This is a genomic window from Colwellia sp. PAMC 21821, assembly GCF_002077175.1.
In the GTDB taxonomy this organism is placed as follows: domain Bacteria; phylum Pseudomonadota; class Gammaproteobacteria; order Enterobacterales; family Alteromonadaceae; genus Cognaticolwellia.
Genome location: NZ_CP014943.1, coordinates 3,356,962 through 3,380,423, shown reverse-complemented (window position 1 = coordinate 3,380,423; position 23,462 = coordinate 3,356,962). Strand labels below are relative to the sequence as shown.

The 23,462-nt window shown below is 39.1% G+C and carries 22 protein-coding genes and 1 tRNA gene; 9 read left to right on the top strand and 14 right to left on the bottom strand.

Features of this window, described 5'->3' with window-relative positions; translation table 11 throughout:
* The first annotated feature begins 22 nt into the window (after positions 1-22).
* Both bfr (A3Q33_RS14340) and bfr (A3Q33_RS14335) read left to right on the top strand, forming a co-directional pair.
* Complete coding sequence (gene bfr, locus A3Q33_RS14340; RefSeq protein ID WP_081180533.1) at positions 23-487, top strand: bacterioferritin; 465 nt, start codon at positions 23-25, stop codon at positions 485-487.
* Between the two features lie 36 nt (positions 488-523).
* Positions 524-991 carry a bacterioferritin gene (gene bfr / locus A3Q33_RS14335; RefSeq protein WP_081152491.1) on the top strand — a complete coding sequence of 156 codons (468 nt, stop codon included), beginning with the start codon at positions 524-526 and terminating at the stop codon, positions 989-991.
* A gap of 195 nt (positions 992-1,186) precedes the next feature.
* On the opposite strand, the gene A3Q33_RS14330 is transcribed toward bfr (A3Q33_RS14335), so the two are convergent.
* Complete coding sequence (locus A3Q33_RS14330; RefSeq protein WP_081180532.1) at positions 1,187-2,410, bottom strand: MFS transporter; 1,224 nt, start codon at positions 2,408-2,410, stop codon at positions 1,187-1,189.
* A 1,191-nt stretch (positions 2,411-3,601) separates the two neighbouring features.
* Here A3Q33_RS14330 and rarD point away from each other — a divergent pair.
* On the top strand, positions 3,602-4,462 hold the full coding sequence (rarD, locus tag A3Q33_RS14325) for an EamA family transporter RarD (RefSeq protein WP_196797965.1): 861 nt from the start codon (positions 3,602-3,604) through the stop codon (positions 4,460-4,462).
* 356 nt (positions 4,463-4,818) lie between these two features.
* Here rarD and secF read toward each other — a convergent pair whose 3' ends face one another.
* From secF to queA, 5 genes are all read right to left on the bottom strand, one after another.
* Entirely contained in the window at positions 4,819-5,766 is a 948-nt protein-coding gene (gene secF / locus A3Q33_RS14320) for a protein translocase subunit SecF (RefSeq protein ID WP_081180530.1), read from the bottom strand.
* 12 nt (positions 5,767-5,778) lie between these two features.
* Complete coding sequence (gene secD, locus A3Q33_RS14315) at positions 5,779-7,626, bottom strand: protein translocase subunit SecD (protein WP_081180529.1); 1,848 nt, start codon at positions 7,624-7,626, stop codon at positions 5,779-5,781.
* 172 nt (positions 7,627-7,798) lie between these two features.
* Positions 7,799-8,134 (bottom strand): preprotein translocase subunit YajC, encoded by a 336-nt coding sequence (yajC, locus tag A3Q33_RS14310; protein ID WP_081152460.1) that lies wholly within the window; start codon positions 8,132-8,134, stop codon positions 7,799-7,801.
* A gap of 64 nt (positions 8,135-8,198) precedes the next feature.
* Positions 8,199-9,329, bottom strand: coding sequence for a tRNA guanosine(34) transglycosylase Tgt (gene tgt, locus A3Q33_RS14305; protein WP_081182635.1), 1,131 nt, complete (start codon positions 9,327-9,329; stop codon positions 8,199-8,201).
* 131 nt (positions 9,330-9,460) lie between these two features.
* Entirely contained in the window at positions 9,461-10,519 is a 1,059-nt protein-coding gene (gene queA / locus A3Q33_RS14300) for a tRNA preQ1(34) S-adenosylmethionine ribosyltransferase-isomerase QueA (protein WP_081180528.1), read from the bottom strand.
* Between the two features lie 374 nt (positions 10,520-10,893).
* Here queA and aceK point away from each other — a divergent pair, with 374 nt between their 5' ends.
* The 5 genes from aceK to A3Q33_RS14275 all read left to right on the top strand — a co-directional run bounded on the left by aceK (position 10,894) and on the right by A3Q33_RS14275 (position 14,974).
* Positions 10,894-12,651 carry a bifunctional isocitrate dehydrogenase kinase/phosphatase gene (gene aceK / locus A3Q33_RS14295; protein WP_081180527.1) on the top strand — a complete coding sequence of 586 codons (1,758 nt, stop codon included), beginning with the start codon at positions 10,894-10,896 and terminating at the stop codon, positions 12,649-12,651.
* A 110-nt stretch (positions 12,652-12,761) separates the two neighbouring features.
* Positions 12,762-12,838: transfer RNA gene (locus tag A3Q33_RS14290), tRNA-Trp, on the top strand.
* Positions 12,839-12,979: 141 nt separating this feature from the next.
* Positions 12,980-13,426, top strand: coding sequence for a DNA polymerase III subunit psi (locus A3Q33_RS14285; protein ID WP_081180526.1), 447 nt, complete (start codon positions 12,980-12,982; stop codon positions 13,424-13,426).
* Entirely contained in the window at positions 13,423-13,884 is a 462-nt protein-coding gene (gene rimI / locus A3Q33_RS14280; RefSeq protein ID WP_081180525.1) for a ribosomal protein S18-alanine N-acetyltransferase, read from the top strand. The genes A3Q33_RS14285 and rimI overlap by 4 nt, the downstream gene beginning before the upstream one ends.
* Positions 13,885-14,116: 232 nt before the next feature.
* Positions 14,117-14,974: a delta-class carbonic anhydrase gene (locus A3Q33_RS14275; RefSeq protein ID WP_081180524.1), complete on the top strand. Its 858-nt coding sequence runs from the start codon at positions 14,117-14,119 to the stop codon at positions 14,972-14,974.
* Between the two features lie 165 nt (positions 14,975-15,139).
* Here A3Q33_RS14275 and A3Q33_RS14270 read toward each other — a convergent pair whose 3' ends face one another.
* The 8 genes from A3Q33_RS14270 to A3Q33_RS14235 all read right to left on the bottom strand — a co-directional run bounded on the left by A3Q33_RS14270 (position 15,140) and on the right by A3Q33_RS14235 (position 21,269).
* Complete coding sequence (locus tag A3Q33_RS14270; RefSeq protein WP_502687249.1) at positions 15,140-15,697, bottom strand: NapC/NirT family cytochrome c; 558 nt, start codon at positions 15,695-15,697, stop codon at positions 15,140-15,142.
* 43 nt (positions 15,698-15,740) lie between these two features.
* Entirely contained in the window at positions 15,741-16,199 is a 459-nt protein-coding gene (locus A3Q33_RS14265; RefSeq protein WP_081180522.1) for a nitrate reductase cytochrome c-type subunit, read from the bottom strand.
* Positions 16,200-16,252: 53 nt separating this feature from the next.
* Complete coding sequence (gene napA, locus A3Q33_RS14260) at positions 16,253-18,742, bottom strand: nitrate reductase catalytic subunit NapA (RefSeq protein WP_081180521.1); 2,490 nt, start codon at positions 18,740-18,742, stop codon at positions 16,253-16,255.
* Complete coding sequence (locus A3Q33_RS14255; protein WP_081180520.1) at positions 18,739-19,041, bottom strand: chaperone NapD; 303 nt, start codon at positions 19,039-19,041, stop codon at positions 18,739-18,741. Before A3Q33_RS14255 ends, napA begins: the two co-directional genes overlap by 4 nt.
* A gap of 12 nt (positions 19,042-19,053) precedes the next feature.
* Complete coding sequence (locus A3Q33_RS21080; protein WP_081180519.1) at positions 19,054-19,251, bottom strand: TIGR02808 family protein; 198 nt, start codon at positions 19,249-19,251, stop codon at positions 19,054-19,056.
* Between the two features lie 9 nt (positions 19,252-19,260).
* Complete coding sequence (gene napF, locus A3Q33_RS14245; protein ID WP_081180518.1) at positions 19,261-19,758, bottom strand: ferredoxin-type protein NapF; 498 nt, start codon at positions 19,756-19,758, stop codon at positions 19,261-19,263.
* Between the two features lie 737 nt (positions 19,759-20,495).
* The gene (locus tag A3Q33_RS14240; protein ID WP_081180517.1) at positions 20,496-20,945 is read right to left on the bottom strand and encodes a GGDEF domain-containing protein; all 450 of its coding nucleotides are present in this window, start codon (positions 20,943-20,945) and stop codon (positions 20,496-20,498) included.
* 6 nt (positions 20,946-20,951) lie between these two features.
* Entirely contained in the window at positions 20,952-21,269 is a 318-nt protein-coding gene (locus A3Q33_RS14235) for a hypothetical protein (protein ID WP_081180516.1), read from the bottom strand.
* Positions 21,270-21,806: 537 nt separating this feature from the next.
* On the opposite strand from A3Q33_RS14235, the gene prfC reads away from it, so the two are divergent.
* On the top strand, positions 21,807-23,387 hold the full coding sequence (gene prfC, locus A3Q33_RS14230; RefSeq protein WP_081180515.1) for a peptide chain release factor 3: 1,581 nt from the start codon (positions 21,807-21,809) through the stop codon (positions 23,385-23,387).
* Positions 23,388-23,462 lie beyond the last annotated feature (75 nt).

The following is a 23,462-nucleotide window of genomic DNA, read 5'->3' as shown; positions in this document are numbered from 1 at the left end:
TCACCTTAAATTTGAGGCTAAAATGAAAGGCAACAAAACAGTACTGGCTATACTTAACAAAGTACTTACCAGTGAATTAACATCGATTAATCAATACTTTCTTCACGCCCGCATGTATAAAAATTGGGGTATCAATGCCTTAAATAGCAAGTGCTATAAAAAATCTATTCTCGATATGAAACAAGCTGACAAGGTTATTGAACGCATTTTATTTCTTGAAGGCTTACCGAACTTACAGCAACTAGCGCCACTTTCTATTGGTGAACATACCCAAGAAATGATCAAGTGCGATACTGGCTTTCAAACGGCACAAATTGCCATAGTTCGAAATGCCATCACTGTTTGTGAGCAAGAGCAAGATTACGTTAGCCGTGAAATGCTTGATGGCATTTTAAACGATGAAGAAGAACATTTAGACTGGCTGGAAACTCAGCAATACCAAATTGACGCGATGGGTATTGAAAAATTCATTCAATCACAGCTTTAACAGTCATAAGTTAGACCCGTTATAAGGAAAGAAAAAATGAAAGGTAATACTCAAGTTATTTCGGCATTAAATGGCCTACTCGCTTATGAATTAGCAGCAATGGACCAATACTTTATCCATTCACGCATGTATGAAGATTGGGGCATTAATAAATTATTTGAACGTATCGATCACGAATTTGATGATGAAAAATTACACGCATCAATGCTAATTCAACGCATTCTATTTTTAGAAGGCATGCCTGATATGCAAACACGCGCAGGTTTAAATATTGGTAAAACCGTACCTGAAATGCTGCAAAGTGATTTAGATGTGGAGTATGACGTAGCCAAGGCACTAAGATCAGCGATTGCGCTTTGTGAAAAAGAAAAAGATTACGTAACCCGAGAGATACTCGAAAAACTGCTTGATGACACTGAAGTTGACCACGCCTTTTGGCTAGAGCAACAACTAGGTCTGATTAAAACTATAGGTTTAGAGAATTATATTCAATCGCAGTTATAGTTATAGGTGTAGTTATATTAGCGCTTATTAACAGCACAAATAGCCCAAAAGCCAGTGAAGAAACTCACTGGCTTTTTTATGCTTACCGGCTTCTTAAAATAGGATGCCAATCCAGCGCTGAGCAATGTCTAGCTTTGTTCAGTCCGAACGTTCAAAAGTGGAACAGGTTTAACAACCTTCAAACTAAAATCGCCATTATTTATGTGATGGTAATGGCTTCAGTATTTCTGGCAAGACAATACGGCGCGACGCGACATAGGCAATAAGAACACTGAGCAGACCCAGCGTGACAAGTGTAAACGGATAGCCCATAAACTCGGTAAGTACACCGAATAATAAGCCGCCCAATGCACCTCCTCCAATATTAATAGAACCCCATAAGCTCATCACTCTTCCTCTAAAAGCACTTGCTACTGAAACCTGTATGAGTGACTGCGTACCTACACCGCACACCGTCGCACAAAAGCTTAAGCCTGCTACTATCAGCAAACCAAGTTCAAAACTATGAGTATAACTAAACATTATTAGCAATACACCGGCAGCTATAACGCCTAAGCGTGTGGCAAGCAACAAGTGCTTTGCATTAGCAGAAGACAGTATTAAACCCGCAATAATTGCGCCGACTCCTGCTGCTGAATTCAGCCAAGCTAAACCTTCTACACCTCGCCCATAAAGCACATCAACCGCGGCAGGTAATATCTCTAACAAACCGCGACCTAAAATGGCAGATACAGCAATCAACATTAATAAACGTAAAATCAGATCAGAATTGCGGGCATAAGTTAGCCCAGCCTTTATATCCATAAAAAAAGTAAATTTCTCTCCTCCTGAACCCTGGAGATGATCATCGAGTTTTAGCAGTAATAAAACGATAATTAGCGGTATATAAGTGGCAGAGACCACGGCAAATGCAACAGCGTTGCCTTGAAATTTAATCAAGAAGCCAGCAATAACAGGACCAATAAAGCGCGAGGTGTTATATAAAACGGCATTAATAGCGACTGCTTTGGGCATATTCGGCGTACTAACTAATTCAGGCACCAAAGACAGTCGTATCGCTTGATAAGCACTATTGGCTATCCCTATTGCTAAGGCAAAAAATAAGAGCGTTAGCTCATTCACTAGCTGATGCCATACTAATAAAGACAATAAGAGTGATATCAGTCCAAGAATAATACTGGTTACAACGGCTGCTTGACGGCGGTTGATGCGATCAACCATCACGCCAAACAATGGACCTACTAATATAGTTGGGAAAAACATCAGAAAGGCCAACATACCCAACCAACTTTCAGAATGGGTTTTATCCCACATCATCCAGCCTAGGGTCATGCGTTGAATCCAAAGACCCTGAGTAGAAAAAAGACTGCCACATAAATAGGTCAGGTAATTACGTTCAGTAAAAATAGAGCGCTGCAATGTATGTAAATATCCTGATAAAATCGGGCATCATACAGTAAAGTTATACTAGACCATATCAAAAAAACACCAGTATAAAGACCTAAATCACGCTAAACACTGCAGGTATATTCAGTATTAACGCTTGGCAACAAATCAATTTATCAAGTCATAAATAAAACTAATAGCAAAGACAAACACATGGATTTAACAGCCCTTCAGTTCCTGAAGTATACTGGCATCGAACAGATTAAAGCTGTTGTCGTTAATTCAATAAAATGGAAGTAAACTACTTACTTTCCTTCACGAAAGCAGTCCTGTATATTCTGTCTACTCTGTCTACTCTGTCTATTACTAGGTATATTCTTAACATAATCAACTACAAGCATACTAAATTAAGTTTTATTTTCTTTCCTAGAATAAAGAGGGAATTCAGCGCCTCATTCAGCAGAAATTTATTTTGATATGAAGTTGTGGTTTTTCTGATTTCTCTGGTTTTTCAAGGTATGTAGACTCTACCTAATTTGTGCATCAGCATATCGCGAGAAGTAAAAATCAAAAATGTATGTGTAATACCAATTGAAATAAATAATCGATCATTTTAAGGCGGTTTAAATCGTCAATAACTGCGTTGTTTTCAATCCCAATAGCCCGCTATTACTCAATCAAACGCCTTGCCTGCAGGGATGCAGGTACTTATGTTTAGTCTGGAACAATAAACATGTATTCTTGAACAATTTATCCTCGCTTAAAATTGGTCAATAACTTATTACATTTGGTATTACTCATGTTCATTGTTTACCATGTGTCATAGCAGTAGTCATACTTTAAACTTTTCATAAAAATTAACCTATAAATAATGCACATGTTTAGGCTTTATTACTCTAGTTATTATCCTTTTGACATAATAGCGTATAAAATTACTCGTGTTTGTACAGTGCATCTAATGCTAAATTTATAGTTAAGTTCAGCTAAAAAATAGCTAACCACTATATTATTTTTAAGCGAAATGCAGGATTTCAATATATTCCTAATTACATAAGGGAATACACGTCTTTTATCGAATTAATAGTGCCTCTGTGACTTTTTATCATTGACACTAACTCTGTCCTCACGCACGCTTCACATATCTATAAACGCACCGTAAACTATTAGTGAGACTACATGCCTGCTTCCCCCACTGTTAAGTTAGAACTCCAGGGTTATGCCTTCATGTTAGGTTCTATTCTTATTTTCTCATTACTGCCATATTACTTACAGTTTTTAGCTCCTGTAGATGGGAATACCTTATTCGCTTTTCGTGTTTTATCACAAATAGGCTTCGGTTTTATATTTTTAATGATGGCTCGAAAGTTTGCTGATCTTAAAGCTATTTTCTCACAGCCAAAGGTGCTGTTATTAATGTGTATGACATCGCCTTTGATCGCATTGCAATGGTGGATATTTTTTTGGGGCCCGGTGAATGGCGAAACTATTAATATTGCGATGGGCTATTTTTTATTACCTATTACTATTAGCTTAACGGGTCGTTTTTACTTTAAAGAGAGCATGAGTCCTTTGCTGTGGGCAGCTGTTGGTGCAGCCTTAATTGGCGTGTGCGTTGAGCTATATACAAGCCATTCATTTTCTTGGGTTACCTTACTTATTTGTTTAGGTTATCCCCCTTATTTTATCTTACGCCGAAAAAGCCAAGTTTCTACAATCAGTAACTTTGTTGCAGAGAACATTTTTATAGCGCCAGTGGCTTTATTTCTGCTGTATATCGCTAATCAACAGCAATTACCTTTTTTGCCTTCAATAGACTGGGGAGCATTACTGTTATTAGGCTCAGGATTTTTAGGGGCCATTGCCATGATATTTTTTGTTTCCGCGTCAACCCGATTAAGGTTTACAGTATTTGGTATGTTGAATTATGGTGAGCCCATATTAATGATGCTAGTCGCAATATTTCTATTAAATGAATTTATAAGTCCAGAGCAATTGTGGAGCTATGCCTTCTTTGGCATCGCTGTGCTGTTAGTTATCAGCGAGAGCATACTGCGTATAACAAACAGTAGGAAAATCGCATTTTAGTGTTCCTGTAGCATTATAAATCCACTGATAGTTTCTACGCTAATGATGTAATTTTTAATACTGAATAGGTTTGTTCATCCGCCGCCAAAATCATTAATTTGGTTATCTCGTCGTTAATTAGGTAATGGCTGTAAGGTCTAATATAAGCTAACCGGATGATTAATATTAACTGATTCTAGGCATTGGGTTAATTAATCGTTCACCGTATTATAAGCGGACATTCCTAAACAGTAGTTTTTAACACCAACACCTAATTTCCATCGTGCCAATGATATTGATTTGACTAAATAACACATGAAAAAACGGCCCGCATAATGCGAGCCGTATTAGAGAGAAAACGATAACCAATCTAGATTTTACGGTCTCATTTCTTCTTGATCAGCGCCTTCTTTTTCAATCACTTCAGGTATTAAGTCTTCTTTCGAAATACCCAATGCCAAAGCCACTGAACTGGCAACGTAAACTGAGGAGTATGTACCAACAAAAACACCCAATAGTAATGCCGTAGCAAAACCATGTATCAGTGCTCCACCTTTAAAGAACAAGGCAGCAAGTACTAATAGAGTAGTAATTGAGGTAATAATAGTACGTGATAACGTTTGCGTAAGAGAGATGTTTATGACATCTTCTGGCGTTCCTACCCGTATTTTTCTGAAGTTTTCTCGAATACGATCCGAGACAACTATCGTATCGTTTAGGGAGTAACCTATCACCGCAAGTATTGCCGCCAGTACCGTTAAGTCAAATTCCAACTGTAATACAGAGAATAGACCTAAGGTTAACAATACGTCATGAAATAGCGCGATTACTGAACCTAAAGCAAAACGCCATTCAAAGCGAAACGCGACATAAACTAAAATACAGATAAGCGCAGTTAACATAGCTAAACCACCCTGCTCTGCTAGCTCATCACCAACACTTGCGCCAACATACTCGATTCGACGCATATCAATGGTTTGCCCAGTACCGGCTTGTAAAATATCTAGTACTTGGTTACCTAGCATTTCTGCTTTAACGTCTTCACGTGTTGCTAAACGGATCACCACATCACGGCTTGAACCATACAGCTGAACAACAGCGTCATCAAAACCACTTGAGTCCATAATAGCGCGAACTTTCGTCAAATCAGCCGATTGTTCAAAACCAACTTCGATTAAAGTACCACCGGTAAAATCTAATCCGAAGTTAAGTTTATTTGTCGCTAATGAAAAAACCGAAGCGGCCATTAGTAAAAGACTAAATACCACCGCTACCTTGCGGTAACGCATAAAGGCGACAGTCTCTTTTAATTGTAAAATTTGCATAATATTGAAGCCCTATATAGACAATTTATCGAGACGTTTACCACCCCAAACAGCGTTAACAATAGTACGAGTACCAATAACAGCCGTAAACATTGAGGTAATAATACCGATTGATAATGTGACAGCGAAACCTTTAATTGGACCGGTACCTACCGCGAATAAAATCAACGCAGCAATTAGCGTAGTAATGTTGGCATCAATAATGGTAGAAAATGCAGCGTCGTAACCTTGATGAATCGACTGTTGAATCGACTTACCTTCACGTATTTCTTCACGAATACGCTCAAAAATAAGTACGTTAGCATCAACCGCCATACCAACTGTTAATACAATACCGGCCATACCCGGTAAAGTTAAGGTTGCGCCAGGGATCATCGACATTACGCCAATAATCAAGACTAAGTTTGCGCCTAACGCTAAGTTTGCCACCACACCAAAGGCACGGTAATAAATCAACATAAATAAGAACACTAACCCAAAGCCCATCATGATGGCTTGGAAACCTAGTTGAACGTTTTCAGCACCTAAAGTTGGGCCAACAGTACGTTCTTCAACAATTTGAATAGGTGCTATTAAGGCACCAGCTCTTAGCAATAGCGCTAAATTATGCGCTTCAGCTTGGCTACCAGCACCCGTTATACGGAAGGTTTTGCCTAAGCGGGCTTGAATAGTGGCAACACTAATAACTTCTTCGACTTTTTCAAAAACAGTATTACCTTCAGAGTCAACTCGGTCAGTAGGTTTATATTCTATAAATACCGTAGCCATTGGCTTGCCAATACTGTTTTTAGTGCCGTTTGACATTTTACTACCGCCAGCAGAATCCAAAGTAATATTAACTTGTGGACGGCTGTACTCGTCAAAACTTGAACCTGCATCAACAATATGATCACCGGTTAGCATCACGCGTTTTTTCAATAAAACAGGCTGGCCGTTACGCTCTTTTAACAACTGAGAACTACCCGGTACACGACCGTTAAGTGCAGCACCTAAGTCACCGTCAGTATCAACTAAACGAAACTCAATGGTAGCCGTAGCGTTTAAGATTTCTTTTGCTTTCGCGGTATCTTGCACACCCGGTAATTCGATAACAATATGTTTTTGACCTTGGCGCTGTACTAACGGTTCAGCAACACCTAATTCGTTCACACGGTTACGGATAATGGTAATATTTTGTTGTAGGGCATATTCACGCGTTTCTTTTAATCTTTGTTCGGTCATTTTGGCCGATAAGGTTAAACTCGCTTCATCGCTAACAAATAACAAATTCTGGTTTTGCTTTTCTAGAAAAGTTTCTGCATTCTCTAAATCTTCAAGATTACGAAATTGCACTGCAATAGCATCATCAACTTTTTTAACTGAGCGATAGCGAATTTTTTCGCCACGTAAACCCGTTCTAAAATCGTCAACTAAACTTTCTTGTGCCTTAATAATGGCTTCTTTCATGTTCACTTCCATTAGGAAGCTCACTCCACCACTTAAATCTAAACCTAACTTCATTGGCGTACCACCAACACTTGCTAGCCACGCTGGTGTGGCAGGCGTTAGGTTTAAGGCAACTGAATACTCATCACCGATACTTTCGTCAAGTAAATCACGTGCACGTAATTGTTGTTCCGTGTCTCTAAATCGCGCCAATATCTGGCCGCCTTCCATCACGATACTCGCGTAGGAAATTTTCTTTTCATCTAAATGAGACTTAACTAGATCTAACGTCGCTGCGTTTGTTTCTATACCGCGCAAGCCAGAAATTTGTACAGCAGGATCTTCACCATAAAGGTTAGGAGACGCATACAAAGCACCAAAGGCTACTATAAATAGCACCATCAATGTCTTCCATAATGGATATTTGTTTAGCACAATATCACCCTATTTTCTTTTGAATCACGCTATATCACTTAAAGTAAGTAGATGCGTGAAAGTTTATTATAATTTTTTATTATCACTATTGTTTAACTATGCAAAAGTGCGCAATTGATTATTATCAATGCGCACTTTTAAAAAGCTATAGCAGCAAGGTCACTAAATCTCATTATAGAGATTTCATAGTACCTTTAGGTAATACAGCATTAATTGCGCCTTTTTGTACTGTTACTTCAGTACCTTCGGCAATGCTTACTACAATAAAATCTTTTTCATCAGAAACTTTAACAATTTTCCCAACAATGCCACCTTGTGTTAATACTTCGTCGCCTTTTGATAATTCAGACATTAAATTTTTATGCTCTTTCACACGCTTTGCTTGCGGACGATAAATCATAAAATAAAACACTAAACCAAATACCGCTAACATAATTAACATTGACATACCGTCTGCCCCTTGAGCGGGACCTGCAGCAGCGTGGGCTTGACTAATAAATAAACTCATAAATACCTCTTGTTATTTTTTCTGATTGATTTTATAAAATGGTGAAATTGAACCTGTTAACGTTTTACTCTACTTCACTGCCAGCCATAGGCGGGACAGGTAAATCACGTAACGCATAAAAATCAGCAACAAACTCATCTAGTTTGCCCTGCTCTATGGCGCCGCGCAATCCTTGCATTACACGTTGGTAAAAACGTAAATTATGCATGGTATTTAATTGCGAACCTAAAATTTCATTACATTTATCTAAATGATGTAAATAAGCACGCGAATAATTTTTACAAGTATAACAATCACATTCAGGATCTAATGGGCCAGTATCCGTTTTGTGACGTGCGTTTCTAATTTTGATAACACCATTAGTAACGAATAAATGACCGTTACGGGCGTTACGTGTTGGCATGACACAATCGAACATATCAATACCACGTCGCACACCTTCAACTAAGTCTTCAGGTTTGCCTACTCCCATAAGATATCGGGGTTTATTTTCCGGTATCAAGGGTGCGGTATGATCTAATATTCGAATCATATCTTCTTTGGGCTCACCTACCGATAATCCACCAATAGCATAGCCATCGAAGCCAATACTGGTTAAGCCATTAACTGATACTTCACGTAAATCTTCGTACATGCCGCCTTGTACAATACCAAACAGCGCGTTGAGATTGCCTTCATGGGCATCTTTTGATCGTTGTGCCCAACGTAATGAAAGCTCCATCGACACTTTAGATTCTTCATGACTGGCAGGATAAGGTGTACACTCATCAAATATCATCACGATATCTGAGCCTAAGCTATTCTGAACTTCCATTGAACGCTCAGGTGTTAGCATAATTTTTTCACCGTTTACAGGCGAGCTAAATTTAACACCTTCTTCGGTAATTTTGCGCATTTTACCTAAGCTAAATACTTGAAAGCCACCAGAATCAGTTAGAATCGGCTTATCCCAATTCATGAAACCATGTAAGCCACCATGTTGCTCGATAATTTCAGTGCCTGGACGCAACATTAAGTGAAAAGTGTTACCAAGCAGAATTTCTGCACCGGTATCGGCAACTTCTTCTGTTTTCATGCCTTTTACTGTGCCGTAAGTTCCCACTGGCATAAACGCAGGAGTTTCTACCGTACCACGATCAAACGTTAAACGACCACGACGAGCTTTACCGTCTTTGGTAAGTAACTCGAATTTCATCGCATTTTTCTCTGTTTTCTCTGTTTTCTCTGTCATATTATATCCTTCGCCCACTAGCGAAACAGGCTAGCAGCTTTTTCGTTTTAACGGCTAGCATTCTAACCAACTATTATCTTCTCTAGTCAGTATTTTTACTGACCAGTATTTAAATCTTTTTTCGTCAACAACATCGCATCACCATAACTAAAAAAGCGATACTGCTGCGCGACTGCATGTTGATAGGCCGCCATAATGTTGTCGTAACCGGCAAACGCACTAACTAACATCAATAAGGTTGATTCCGATAAGTGAAAATTCGTAATTAAAGCATCAACAATTTTAAATTCATAACCAGGGGTGATAAAAATATCGGTATCACCATAGAATTCACTAAAGCTTTTACCTTGTTCAGCAGCAATTTTAGCGGCACTTTCGAGTGAACGTACTGACGTAGTACCAACAGCAATAACTTTACCGCCACTCGCTTTAGTTTGTTCAATTTGTGCCACAACACTCGGCGGCACTTCAACATATTCAGCGTGCATAATATGATCGGCAATTTCATCAACTTTTACCGGTTGAAATGTGCCAGCACCGACATGTAAAGTTACAAAGGCAAAATCGACACCTTTGGCTTTAAGCTTCGCCATTAATTCATCATCAAAATGTAAACCTGCTGTTGGTGCAGCGACAGCGCCAGGTTTTTCGTTATAAACCGTTTGATAACGTTCACGGTCACTGTCTTCATCAGGTCGGTCAATATAAGGCGGTAATGGCATATGGCCAACTTCATCTAATATTGATAACACCGATTGCTCGCCATGAAATTCAAGTTCAAACAAAGCGTCATGTCTTGCCACCATCGTGGCTTTAACTTTACCTTCAAGGACTATTTCACTGCCAGGTTTGGGCGATTTACTGCAGCGAATGTGTGCTAGCACTCTATGTTCATCTAATAAACGTTCAACTAAAACTTCTAATTTACCGCCACTGGCTTTTTGACCAAACATGCGTGCTGGAATAACGCGTGTATTGTTAAATACTAACAAGTCTCCCGCTTGAACATGGTCAATAAGATCCGTAAATGTTTCATCTTTTCGCACACCATCATTGCCATTAAGCGTCATTAAACGACTGGCAGAACGGTTAGCTTTTGGATATCGAGCGATAAGCTCTTCAGGTAATTCAAATGAAAAATCAGCAACGCGCATGGTAAATAAACTAGTTCAAAGATTAAAAAACGCGTAATTTTAGTGCTGCACGGCACGAATAGCAAGCATTAACTTGTATACCCGCACCTCTGCAAGTTGCAAATTTCAGTAAGTTAAGAAAGGGTTTAGAGCTGTTAGCGATTAAAGACAGTCGCCCTTATTATCCTATCGCGCCTTGATCAACTTCCAGCTTAACTCTGTAGCTACATACTCAAGGGATTTAGGTATACAACTAAGCTTGAAATATAACAGCAATATAGCTTAAACGTTTAAGGCTATCACGATAATAAATAGCGACTATAGTTTAAAAATAATCACCCAAAAGCTTTATTTTGACGTATGCTGAAATCAAACAACACTTGAAAGGTAAACTAATGAAAAATCTTGCATTCGCCATCGCAAAAACCATCATCAATGGTTTTGAGCGACATATTTACCTTTATAGTGAAATAACACAAACGGCAAAACAGCGCTTTGAGCAACATCGCTGGAAAGACATTCAAGTCGCGGCTAAAGCGCGTACAGACTTTTACGATCAACGTATAGAAGAAACATTAGTCACTATCAAGCAAGACTTTTGTATCACAGAACTCGATGATGAGCTTTGGCAGTATGTGAAAAGTTGTTACATTGAACTACTGAGTAAACATCCTCAACCAGAGTTGGCTGAGAGCTTTTATAATTCCATATTTTGCCACTTATTCGCCCGCGAGTACTATCATAATGCCTATATTTTCGTGCAATCGACCGCGACAAGATTAGACACCTTACCCACGCCCAAAATATACACCAGTTATCACCCCGATGAACATGGGCTCTTTAAAACAATTAGCCTAATAATGAAACGGCATGAGTTTTCAGTACCATTTTCTCATTTGAAAAAAGACATCAATATCCTTATTTCAAAATTTCGCCAACAAGCCGACAAAACACGCTACCCGTTATCAGATTTACAATTCGATATTCTAGATTCCGTTTTTTACCGTAATAAGGGAGCCTATGTTATTGGCCGTGTAATTTCCCCTGCTGGTGAAATACCTTTTATTATTTCGCTATTAAATACTGAAAAAGACGGTTTATTTATTGATGCGTTGATCACCAAAGGTGAACAAATGGCGGTGGTTTTTGGTTTTGCTCGTGCTTATTTCTTTGTTGACTGCCAGCACCCGCACGCCTTAGTCGACTTTCTCAACCGCTTAATCCCTCATAAAACCAGTGCTGATTTATATTCCGCCATCGGCTTTCATAAACAAGGAAAAACTCAGTTTTATCGTGATTTTTTAAATCACCTCGATAACAGTGATGACAAGCTCGTCCTGGCGCCTGGTATAAAGGGTATGGTGATGTCGGTATTTATGCTGCCGTCATATCCCTATGTATTTAAAATCATTAAAGACAAGTTCTCCCCAAGTAAAAATATGACCAGAGCCGATGTTAAAGGCAAATATCGCCTAGTTAAACTACATGACCGAGTGGGTCGAATGGCTGATACCATGGAGTATTCCGAAGTTGCCTTTCCTAAGCAGCGCTTCTCAGAGGAACTTTTAGACGAGCTAAATACTGTTGCACCTTCTTTACTAAGATATGAAGATGATTTAGTGATCATTAAACATATGTATATTGAACGTAAAATGACACCACTCAATTTATACTTAGCTACAGCTAATGACGATGAAGTAGACGATGCAATGTATGGTTATGGTAAAGCCATTAAACAACTTATTGCCGCTGATATTTTCCCAGGTGATATGTTATTGAAAAATTTTGGCGTAACACGACATGGCCGGGTAATTTTTTATGATTACGATGAAATTACTTATATGAATGAAGTAAACTTTCGTATTAAGCCTGAAGCGGTAACCGAAGAACAAATTTATGCGGCTGAACCATGGTATTCAGTTGCACCTGGTGATGTATTTCCAGAAGAGATCGCCACTTTTGCTTTAGCTAATAATAGATATCGACAAGCATTTTTACGACACCATGCTGATTTACTAGAAGCTGAATATTGGCAAAACTGTCAAGCAAGTGTTGCTAAAGGTGTTTTTGCAGATGTTTACCCTTATCCAGAAAATACCCGTTTCTGTTATTGGAAAACCTCTACCGCTGAACAAAAAATCAACAACCCTTAATTTAATTGGGCAAATATCGACACATATGCTGTTTATTTAGGCGAACAGTCGTTTTTTTTAAATTTGCCCTTTACCTTTAGCTTGGCATCAGTATAATTCGAATCTGTTGCAGGGGTGTAGTTCCAATTGGTAGAACAGCGGTCTCCAAAACCGACGGTTGGGAGTTCGAATCTCTCCACCCCTGCCATTTTCCTTTCTTGATTTAATTCCTTATTTTAATTTTTTATAGTCACTTAGTTAATAATCTTAGTGTTATTATAAAATTCTAGTTTTTCCTATTTCAAAACTCTGTCATGATAACCATGATTTTAACCATACCTAAAATGATATGAGCATTAACAAAAGACAATTTGAATTATTACAAGCCATGGGCATTACGGTTTGGCAAAGACGGTCATTAACCAGCCGCAACTCATTGTCAGCTAATACTTCTGGGGCTGAGCATAACAGCGAGCAAAATACCGACACCATTACTGCTGTTGCCTCACCATTGTCATCAAAGTCACATCAAGAGAGTATAGCAATAGATCTAAAATCATTACTTAAACAGCCGTTATTTAAAGATATTCTAAGCTCCATAGGCGCAAGCAGTGCCGATTTATCCGTTGCTCATAATCAAATTGATCTTGGCATCATTAATTGGCAGTTTACCCAAAATAAAAATATTGAATTTGAGCATAACTGCTTAAAAACACCTGATTTAGAAACCCTTGCAAACTCGCCAGAATTAAAAAAATCTTTATGGCAATCAATAGGAGCTTTAAGCTCAACATGACACAAATAGCAAACACTACATTTAATCCTGTAAATCAGGATATAGTCGAACAACTGATGGTGATTGAACTTGCTTGTCATCCTCACCCGTGGAGTGAAAAAACTTTTCGCAGCTGTATTGAAGGACGATATTTCGGTGAATACCTGACAATCGACAATATAATCGTTGGCTTTTATGTAGGTGAACACGTAGCAGGTGAATCAACCTTGATGGATGTTTGTGTTGCACCAGAGCAACAAGGAAAAGGCTACGGTAAAGCATTATTATTACAATTCTTCGAGCACTGTAAAACACTCGCGACAAAAAGCATCTTCCTAGAAGTGCGTGCAAAAAACATCAGTGCACAAATGCTTTATATTAATCATGGTTTTACTGAAATATCACGCCGCACAGGTTATTACCCAAGTAATACTGGCTTTGGCTATGAAGACGCTATCGTTATGTCAAAAAAGCTCTAATAAAATCTGAATAATACATCGATAAAAACGAAGTCACCTTAAATTATTCTGATCAGCGTTGAAGGTAATTACCAACTTAATAGCCTAGCATGAAACAACAATGCGACATTAAGGCCACTTAAGTGATCTATTATTTAGCGCTGTTCGTAGAATTGTTTTTAGTCATTTTCCTAATACCAAGCTGATTAAACAAGTTAGTATCACTAAACATAATAAAAATGTTGGAGCACACATGAATAAAACAAATTATCTTTTAGCCATTTTACCACTGGCTTTATCACTAAGCGTTCAGGCAAAATCAACTCACGATAACGCAGTAAGCGACGAACTTGTTGCCACACAACGAACAGAACTCGCTCAAAATACAAAAAATAAAGGTTTCGGCCCTCAATCGCCAAGAGATATAAGCTCTGTAGCAGGCACTAATACCATTCATTTTGGCGCAGCACCTGCTTACAACCACATGAATTTGTGTAACATACATTTTCATAAGAATGCCGAACATAAAGGTGGAGAATTTACCAAGTATGCCGGCAATGGCGATGGTCACGGCTATCAAACTGGCTACTTATATTCAGGTAAGCTAAGTGTTGAACAACGTAAACCTTTAGCAAGTGAAGTATGTCCAGGTACACATAACAGCTTACAGTCGGGCGACACTATTGAAGTGCATTACGTTCATTCATCAGCACAAGTTAAGCCGGGTGCTACGTTAGGCGCTTGTTTAAGTGAGTCAATCATGAACCCACAGTTACGGGTAGAAACTCAAGTCTATGTGCTTGTAAACGATGATAACGCGCTGAATTTTAATAAATTAACCACTGTTAGTGAAACCAAGGGTAAATACCAAGCCTTAAACATCCCCAACAACACAGGAAAGCCTGTTGTGTATAGTGGTTCAACAACGGGTCCTAGTTACAACGAAGCGGGTTCACCCCTTCAAGTAACCTGGAGTGTTCGACCTGAAGTGGCTAAAGTTGATATTGCTTCAGTTGCTAAATGGTGTGAAGGGAATGAGTTTAAAGAAGATCACGCCCACGGTGTTAGAAACCTAGTGACTAATCCTGAACTTCTTTCGCCAATTAAATAGGCAATTTCTTTCCGAGCAGTAACAAAGTTACTCAGTGAAAAGAAAGTAGTATAATAAAGCAGTAAAAAGAAAAATTATAAAAGCAAACCCTAGGTTTGCTTTTTACTTTTTGTTGCCTCATCTCCTGATAAAATAATTATGTTAAATTTATTAGAAATTTATCCATTACCAGTTATCAACACCTTTCATATCCGGTAACTCATGAGCTATACCTTTGTGACAGTCGATACAGGTTTTCTCTCCTGATGCTAAGGCGTCAGAGTGCATTTTCACGCTGCGGTTACCTTGCTCAGAAAAGTCCATATATTCAAAATCATGGCAGTTACGACACTCTAAGGAGTCATTTTCTTTCATTCGTTTCCACTCCCGTTCCGCCATAGAACGGCGATGATCCACAAATTTTTCACGGGTATCTATAACGCCCGTTAACATACCCCAAACTTCTTTACTTGCCGCAATTTTACGGACGATTTTATCTGTCCATTTTTTAGGTACATGGCAATCAGGACATGTAGCACGCACACCTGAACGATTAGCATAATGAATAGTTTCCCGATATTCCTCATATACATTGTCTTGCATTTCATGACAGCTAATACAGAATTCCTCGGTATTCGTTACTTCTAATGCCGTGTTAAAACCGCCCCAGAAAATAACGCCACCGGCAAAACCAATGGCTAAAATAAACCATAAAGCCGCACTGTTCGGTGACTTTAAAAACATCCACACATTTTTTAGCATGTTAATCTCCTATTTTTGCAACTATTTACTCATGACCCAAAGATTCAACAGGCTCAAAGGTGTTATCAACCAAAGGCGCTGCATCAGCTTGTGTAACATGACATTGCAGGCAAAAATAACGACGAGGAGAAACATCCGATAAAGTTTTACCATCACGTGTTTCATAATGCGTTAAGCTAATTTTCGTTGCACCTGTTTCTGCAGCATATTTCCAACTATGGCAGTTCAAGCACTTATTACTGTTTAAATCGACACGATAACCTCGGACTTGATGAGGTATAACCGGTGGCTGATGCACATAATTCCGCGCAATAGGGTTTTTGTCCTTAATAACACGCTTTAGTTTTTCTGCTGGGCGGGTTTCATCAATAGTTGCAGCTCCGCGAATGGTGGCTAAACCGCCGGTGTTAACTGTTTCTTGGGCTATGGTTATAAACGCTATTGCAAATGTAACTACAGCAACTAATAAAGTTAATAATTTCATTTATCTCTCCCACACACCGATAATAAGGTTATCGATGTGTTAATTTTTCAACATTAAGCTTTAGTGACTTTAACCGCACACTTCTTATAATCAGCTTGTTTTGACAGCGGATCAGTTGCATCTAAAGTGACTTTATTGACTAATTGCTTAGCGTCAAACCATGGCATAAACACTAAACCTTTTGGTGGTCGGTTTCGGCCTCTGGTTTCAATTCGAGATTCAACTTCACCTCGCCTAGAAGCCATTAACACTTTATCGCCACGGCGCAAGTTTCGCTCTCTTGCATCATCAGGGTGCATAAAAATCACGGCATCAGGGAAAGCTTTATGTAGCTCAGGCACACGCGATGTCATTGAGCCCGAATGCCAATGTTCAAGTACACGCCCAGTGCTCAACCATAAGTCATATTCTTCATCGGGCGACTCTGCTGGTGGCTCATAAGGCAAAGCAAAAATAACCGCTTTATTATCTTTGTGACCGTAAAACTGCACTTCACTGCCTTTTTCTACGTAAGGATCATGGCCTTCTCTAAAGCGCCACTTAGTTTCTTTACCGTTAACCACTGGCCACCGTAAACCGCGTTCTTCGTGATATCGGTCAAACGGCGCTAAATCGTGACCATGGCCACGGCCAAATTCTGCATATTCTTCAAACAAACCTTTTTGGATATAAAAACCAAAAGCATCACCTTCAAAGTTGCTATCGCCTTTTGACTCACTCATTGGGAATTTATTCACTTTACCATTAGCGTATAACACGTCGTATAAGGTTTTACCGCGAAGTTCGGGTTGCTTCGCAATCAGTTCCTCTGGCCACACTTCTTCGACTTTAAAACGTTTAGAAAACTCAACCAATTGCCATAAATCTGAGCGCGCATCACCTGGCGCATTAACTTGTTGATGCCAAAATTGCGTTCTACGCTCAGCATTACCGTAAGCGCCTTCTTTTTCTACCCACATTGCCGTTGGTAAAATAAGATCAGCCGCTTGTGCGGTAACGGTTGGATACGGGTCTGAGACCACAATAAAGTTTTCAGGATTACGATAACCTGGAATTGCTTCTTCATTAATGTTCGGCGCGGCTTGCATATTGTTATTACACATCACCCAATAAGCATTGAGTTTACCGTCTTTTAACATACGGTTTTGCAATACAGCATGATAACCAGGCTTGGGTGGAATAGTGCCTTCTGGTAACTGCCAAATTTTCTCAGCTATTGCTCTGTGTTTAGGGTTTGCAACTTGTAAATCAGCCGGTAAGCGATGAGAGAAAGTTCCTACTTCACGCGCGGTCCCACAAGCTGATGGCTGACCGGTTAATGAGAACGGGCTATTACCGGGTTCAGAAATTTTACCGGTTAACAAATGTACGTTGTACATTAAATTATTAGCCCAAACACCACGGGTATGTTGGTTAAATCCCATGGTCCAAAATGACGTTACTTTGACTTTAGGATCGGCGTATAACTTCGCCATTTCAATTAAATTGGCTTCTGGCACACCAGAAAGCTTTGACACAGACTCCACCGTATAAGTACTAACAAATTTAGCGTAGGCCTCAAAAGTCATGGGTGTTGATTCACCACTACCGGCATTTTTTGCCGCTTTTTCTAACGGATGCGTTGGACGTAAGCCATAACCTATATCGGTAACGCCTTCACGCACATTAACGTGCTTTTTCATGAAATCTTCATTAACGGCATTATTTTGAATAATGTAATTGGCAATAAAGTTTAAAATAGCTAAATCTGTTTGTGGAGTGAAGATCATGCCATTGTCGGCAAGTTCAAAACTACGGTGTTTATAAGTTGATAAAACATTGACCTTAACGTGCGACGCACTTAAACGACGATCAGTTAGTCGTGACCATAAAATAGGATGCATTTCCGCCATATTAGAGCCCCACAATACAAAGGCATCAGCATGTTCTAAATCGTCGTAACAGCCCATTGGCTCGTCGATACCAAAAGTACGCATAAAACCACCAACAGCTGAGGCCATACAATGTCGCGCATTCGGGTCAATATTATTGGTTAGAAAGCCTGCTTTCATCAGCTTAGAAGCCGCATAGCCTTCCCATACTGTCCATTGACCGGAGCCAAACATGCCGACCGAGGTTGGGCCTTTTTTCTTAATCGCGGCTTTAAATTTATCAGCCATAACATCAAAGGCTTTGTCCCAGCTTACGGGGGTAAAGTCACCTTCTTTATGGTATTTACCATCAGTCATTCTCAATAATGGCTTGGTTAATCGGTCTTTACCGTACATAATTTTCGATAAAAAGTAGCCTTTAATACAATTTAAGCCTTTATTAACTTCTGCTTCAGGATCGCCCTGTGTTGCCACTACTTTGCCATGTTGAGTACCGACTAATACACTACAACCCGTGCCACAAAAACGACAAGGGGCTTTGTCCCACTTAATTGTGCTTTGTGACGATTGCGTGATCAAATTAGTCGCTGATATAGGCACCGCAACGCCAGCGGCAACAGCTGTCGCTGCAATCGCATTAGCTTTAATAAAGTCACGTCGAGTTAAGGTCATAATGCTTTCCCTTGATGCTGTGGTAAACCCGCATCGTTATGATGAAATATGAGTGATGACGAGATAACACCAGACACATTGCTCATGTCGGTAATGGTATCTATGATACGTTTGGCAGGGTTGGTTTCGCCTTCGAGCCCCTCTACGGTGAACACTAAGTTGCCATTTTCGCCTGTTGCATGTTTCTCAGCACCAGGAAATGCTTGCAGATCATCCGCAACTTTAGCTGCGTTATCGGGATATACCATAAACATTACCCCAGCAATATTTACGGGGCTTTCTTCTAAAAGATTAATCATGTTCTTGCCCTCTTATAATTTTTCGTTAGCTTCTGCTGTATGTTTAATTGTATGGTTAATTGTATTTGTAATTGCCGCTGCAGGCTTAGCGCCAAATATTTTTAAAATAATAATCGCGACTAGCGCCGTAGCGATAAAACCAAAAAGGAATATCAATGGCATTGAGGTATAGCCCAAAACATTCCATATTAACTGCTCTAAATCACTCATAATTTACTCCTAATTTGCTGCTAACAAGCCTGTTGAAAGCTTAATTGCCGACTCAGGACAAATAGCGACACATGCCCCGCACCCCGTACAGTCTACAAGTGCAATTTCAGGTTGAGGCACGCTACCATGCAGATAGGTAAAGTTAATGGCTTCAGGTTCACAACTGTCTTGACACACTTGGCAGTGCACTTGACTCTTAGCTAAGCAACTTCCTGTAATCTCAATCGTTAACTGCCAAGGCTCAGCGTCAACAGGCGAAAACAAAGGCTCTTTACAGGCCTTTACACATTGTTGACAGAATGTGCATTCGCCAGCAGAAAAGTTAATTTCAGGAAAACCGCCATCCCCTTTAATAATAATATTTTCTTCGCAGGCATCAATGCAGTCGCCACATTGCGAGCAACCTTGCGTAAATACTTTTTCGTCCACAGTCCAAGGTAATCTAATGGTTGGCGGTGTAGAAACTTGCTTTGCTTGCATAAAATTACGGCGGCTTAAATCAACCATAAACCCTCACTACTTGAACACATTTTCACCAAGGTAATTAAGTAAAATAGATAACATGAAAACATCATAGACTGACAATACAGCAACGAGTCGCTGCGTTACTTGATGTAAATCAAGTTTTTCTTATGTTTAGTAGATAAAACCTTGAATAAGGTAGGTATGATTATTTAAATGAAGGGGAATATAATGTCTTTAGTTGCGTTATTTTCACCCGATACTATAGGTATAAACCACAATAGGTAAAAACCATGCAAAAATTAATTTGTTGAAATACTTATGGCTATAAATTTTTGATGAGCATCAAAGCGGGAGAATCCGGTTTAGGTTCTATAGGTTGTAGACTGTTTACGAGTAACATTAGTAGTGCATCAACAGTCGTTATCAACCCAACCCGAGCAATGCTAATATAAATTAACAAAGCTGATATTTATACTGGTCGTGAAGATAACGCTATTAATTGCTTATTAAATGCTTCTAATACCAAATGTAATAAGTTATTGACCAATTTTAAGCGAGGATAAATTGTTCAAGAATACATGTTTATTGTTCCAGACTAAACATAAGTACCTGCATCCCTGCAGGCAAGGCGTTTGATTGATTAGGGCATGGATGCCCGTAAGTAGAGCAATGCAGGAGCAATTGTCGAGTAATAGCGGGCGTGTGTGATTGAAAACAACGCAGTTATTGACGATTTAAACCGCCTTAAAATGATCGATTATTTATTTCAATTGGTATAATTAAGCTGCTAGCTCATAAAGCTTAGCTTGCCCCTTGCCTGCGTTTTTAGCTTCATACATAGCTTGATCTGCGTGAATAATGGCAGTCTCAGGTGTTATAATTTCTTGTCCTAAAAGTTTTACGCCAAGACTAGCCCCTAAGACAAGCTTTTTCTCACCATATTCATATGGCTGCTGCAATAGCGACAGAATTTTAATGGCTACTTTACTTGAGTTCTCTCTCGCATCGTCTGCATTCGAAGCAACACGGTCTAAAACAAGTAAGAATTCGTCCCCACCTAAGCGGGCAGCCAAATCATTTTCGCGAGTAACTGATTGTAATCTTTTGCCAACTTCAATCAATATTTGATCACCAACATTATGACCATATGTATCATTCACTGCTTTAAAGCCGTCTAAATCAAGAAGTATGATTGCGCCAAATTGCTTATGCCTAAAACTACCGGCAATAAATCCCTATAAATGCTGGGTAATCATGGGGCGATTAGCTAATCCTGTAACGGGATCTGTAAATGCCTGCATTTTAATTTGATTAAGCGCAGCTTCATGTGCTTTAACAAAAGGTTGAATAATAAAACCATAAAGTAGCGGACTACATAGCGCGGTAAGTAAAATGGTATCAACCAAGGCTTCAAAATTTACGCTCCAATCATGTGCTATGGACGCAATTAACTGCATAACTAAAAATTCAGTTACAGCAATCAAAGCTAAAATACCTAAGAATACGTTAATTTTTGAGGGTGTTTTTAGTAATTTTTTTGTTTTTGTTTTCATTACTTTCATCTCTTCGATTTTAACAACGACATTATACTATTTTAATAATGAAAGATATTTACATGTTATTTCATCACTTGAAAATAGCCACTTAAAATAATCTTATAAACATTTGATTTTAAATACTTAAACCTTAAGCAGGCATCAAAGTAACATACTATCAGCGTTATACTTAAACGTTTATTTTTCGTCATCAATATAGTGAAAGCCGAACGTTAACCCTTCATTAACCTAATAACAACCTAGTGTTAACCTTGTGAGGTAAGTAAGCTTAATACTAGGGATAAATTCATTACTCAAATCCTAAACCCTTTAAATTTTATTGTATGACTTACAACAGCATTTGCATTGACTACCTAGCGCCTTTAATCATTATCTAAGTAAAATACGACAAAATAGCCACCATTGTCTATTGTTGTAAAAAAAAGTACAAATTCAAGATATTGTTACTGCCCTTTAGGCTGGTTTTCGCTATAATGTTGCGTTTTAAAATTTAACTTAAATTCTCTTCATCCACTTTAATAACAGGTAATTTGCATGTCTGTACAACAGCAGGAAGTCGACCTTCGACGCACCTTCGCTATTATTTCCCATCCTGATGCGGGTAAAACGACGATCACTGAAAAGGTTTTGCTTTTTGGTCAAGCTTTACAAAAAGCCGGTACCGTAAAAGGTAAAAAGTCGGGGCAACATGCGAAATCTGACTGGATGGAAATGGAAAAAGAACGTGGTATTTCAATCACCACCTCGGTAATGCAATTTCCCTATAAAAACTGTTTAGTTAATTTACTCGATACGCCGGGTCATGAAGACTTCTCAGAAGATACTTACCGTACCTTAACCGCTGTTGACTCTTGCCTAATGGTAATCGACGTAGCTAAGGGTGTAGAAGCCCGTACCATTAAATTAATGGAAGTTACTCGTCTGCGTGACACCCCCATTATTACCTTTATGAATAAAATGGACCGTGATGTTCGCGATCCAATGGAAGTAATGGATGAAGTTGAAGACATCCTAAAAATCAAATGTGCCCCTATTACCTGGCCAATCGGCATGGGTAAAGAATTCAAGGGTGTGTATAACATTTTAACCGATGAAATATTTTTATATCAAACAGGCCAAGGCCACACTATTCAAGAAAAACGTGTGATTAAAGGCATTGATAACCCAGAGTTAGATAAAGTTATTGGTAACTACGCTGATGATTTACGCGAAGAGTTAGAACTTGTTGCTGGCGCGTCACATGAGTTTAATCTTGAAGAGTTTTTAAATGGTGAGCTTACACCAGTATTTTTTGGTACTGCATTAGGTAACTTTGGTGTTGACCATATGCTTGACGGCTTAACGCGCTGGGCACCAAAACCTTTACCTCGTGAAACTGATACTCGCATAGTTAACGCTGAAGAAGAAAAATTCTCAGGCTTTGTTTTTAAAATTCAAGCCAATATGGACCCAAAACATCGTGACCGTATTGCTTTTATGCGTATTTGTTCAGGCAAATATGAAAAAGGCATGAAAATGAAACAAGTACGCATCGGCAAAGACGTAAGAATTGCTGACGCGGTAACCTTTATGGCCGGTGACCGTTCTAATGTTGAGCAAGCCTATGCTGGTGACATTATTGGTTTACATAACCATGGCAGTATTCAAATTGGCGACACCTTTACCGCTGGTGAAGATATGAAGTTTAGCGGCATACCAAACTTTGCCCCTGAAATGTTCCGTCGTATTCGTTTACGCGACCCGCTTAAAGCCAAACAATTACAAAAAGGTCTTATCCAGTTGTCTGAAGAAGGCGCTGTGCAGGTATTTAGACCTTTCAACTCGAACGATATGATCGTTGGCGCGGTTGGTGTATTGCAGTTTGAAGTAGTCGTTCAACGTTTAAAAACTGAATACAAAGTAGACGCTATTTACGAGCCTATCAGCGTGGCAACAGCGCGTTGGTGTACTTGCGATAATGAGCGCACGTTAGAGCAATTTGAAAAGAAAGCTTATGACTACCTAGCACTCGATGGCGGTAATAACTTAACTTACATCGCCCCGACTATGGTGAACTTAAGCCTAGCGCAAGAACGTCATCCAGATATTGTGTTTCACAAAACACGTGAGCACTAATCTGCTTAAATAAGCGATGAAAAGTAACTGATGACAAACTAAAGTCAATCACGTAATTTATCTATAAGCCTAATG

What these genes read in the sequence shown, in the direction of transcription:
- napA (WP_081180521.1), bottom strand. Translation starts at nt 18,742, where the DNA reads ATGACCTTAACTCGACGTGACTTTATTAAAGCTAATGCGATTGCAGCG.
- napF (WP_081180518.1), bottom strand. Translation starts at nt 19,758, where the DNA reads ATGGTTGATTTAAGCCGCCGTAATTTTATGCAAGCAAAGCAAGTTTCT.
- secF (WP_081180530.1), bottom strand. Translation starts at nt 5,766, where the DNA reads ATGCAAATTTTACAATTAAAAGAGACTGTCGCCTTTATGCGTTACCGC.
- tgt (WP_081182635.1), bottom strand. Translation starts at nt 9,329, where the DNA reads ATGAAATTCGAGTTACTTACCAAAGACGGTAAAGCTCGTCGTGGTCGT.
- queA (WP_081180528.1), bottom strand. Translation starts at nt 10,519, where the DNA reads ATGCGCGTTGCTGATTTTTCATTTGAATTACCTGAAGAGCTTATCGCT.
- aceK (WP_081180527.1), top strand. Translation starts at nt 10,894, where the DNA reads ATGAAAAATCTTGCATTCGCCATCGCAAAAACCATCATCAATGGTTTT.
- A3Q33_RS14270 (WP_502687249.1), bottom strand. Translation starts at nt 15,697, where the DNA reads ATGTTTTTAAAGTCACCGAACAGTGCGGCTTTATGGTTTATTTTAGCC.
- yajC (WP_081152460.1), bottom strand. Translation starts at nt 8,134, where the DNA reads ATGAGTTTATTTATTAGTCAAGCCCACGCTGCTGCAGGTCCCGCTCAA.
- A3Q33_RS14285 (WP_081180526.1), top strand. Translation starts at nt 12,980, where the DNA reads ATGAGCATTAACAAAAGACAATTTGAATTATTACAAGCCATGGGCATT.
- rarD (WP_196797965.1), top strand. Translation starts at nt 3,602, where the DNA reads ATGTTAGGTTCTATTCTTATTTTCTCATTACTGCCATATTACTTACAG.
- rimI (WP_081180525.1), top strand. Translation starts at nt 13,423, where the DNA reads ATGACACAAATAGCAAACACTACATTTAATCCTGTAAATCAGGATATA.
- A3Q33_RS21080 (WP_081180519.1), bottom strand. Translation starts at nt 19,251, where the DNA reads ATGAGTGATTTAGAGCAGTTAATATGGAATGTTTTGGGCTATACCTCA.
- A3Q33_RS14275 (WP_081180524.1), top strand. Translation starts at nt 14,117, where the DNA reads ATGAATAAAACAAATTATCTTTTAGCCATTTTACCACTGGCTTTATCA.
- bfr (WP_081180533.1), top strand. Translation starts at nt 23, where the DNA reads ATGAAAGGCAACAAAACAGTACTGGCTATACTTAACAAAGTACTTACC.
- bfr (WP_081152491.1), top strand. Translation starts at nt 524, where the DNA reads ATGAAAGGTAATACTCAAGTTATTTCGGCATTAAATGGCCTACTCGCT.
- prfC (WP_081180515.1), top strand. Translation starts at nt 21,807, where the DNA reads ATGTCTGTACAACAGCAGGAAGTCGACCTTCGACGCACCTTCGCTATT.
- A3Q33_RS14265 (WP_081180522.1), bottom strand. Translation starts at nt 16,199, where the DNA reads ATGAAATTATTAACTTTATTAGTTGCTGTAGTTACATTTGCAATAGCG.
- A3Q33_RS14255 (WP_081180520.1), bottom strand. Translation starts at nt 19,041, where the DNA reads ATGATTAATCTTTTAGAAGAAAGCCCCGTAAATATTGCTGGGGTAATG.
- A3Q33_RS14235 (WP_081180516.1), bottom strand. Translation starts at nt 21,269, where the DNA reads ATGAAAACAAAAACAAAAAAATTACTAAAAACACCCTCAAAAATTAAC.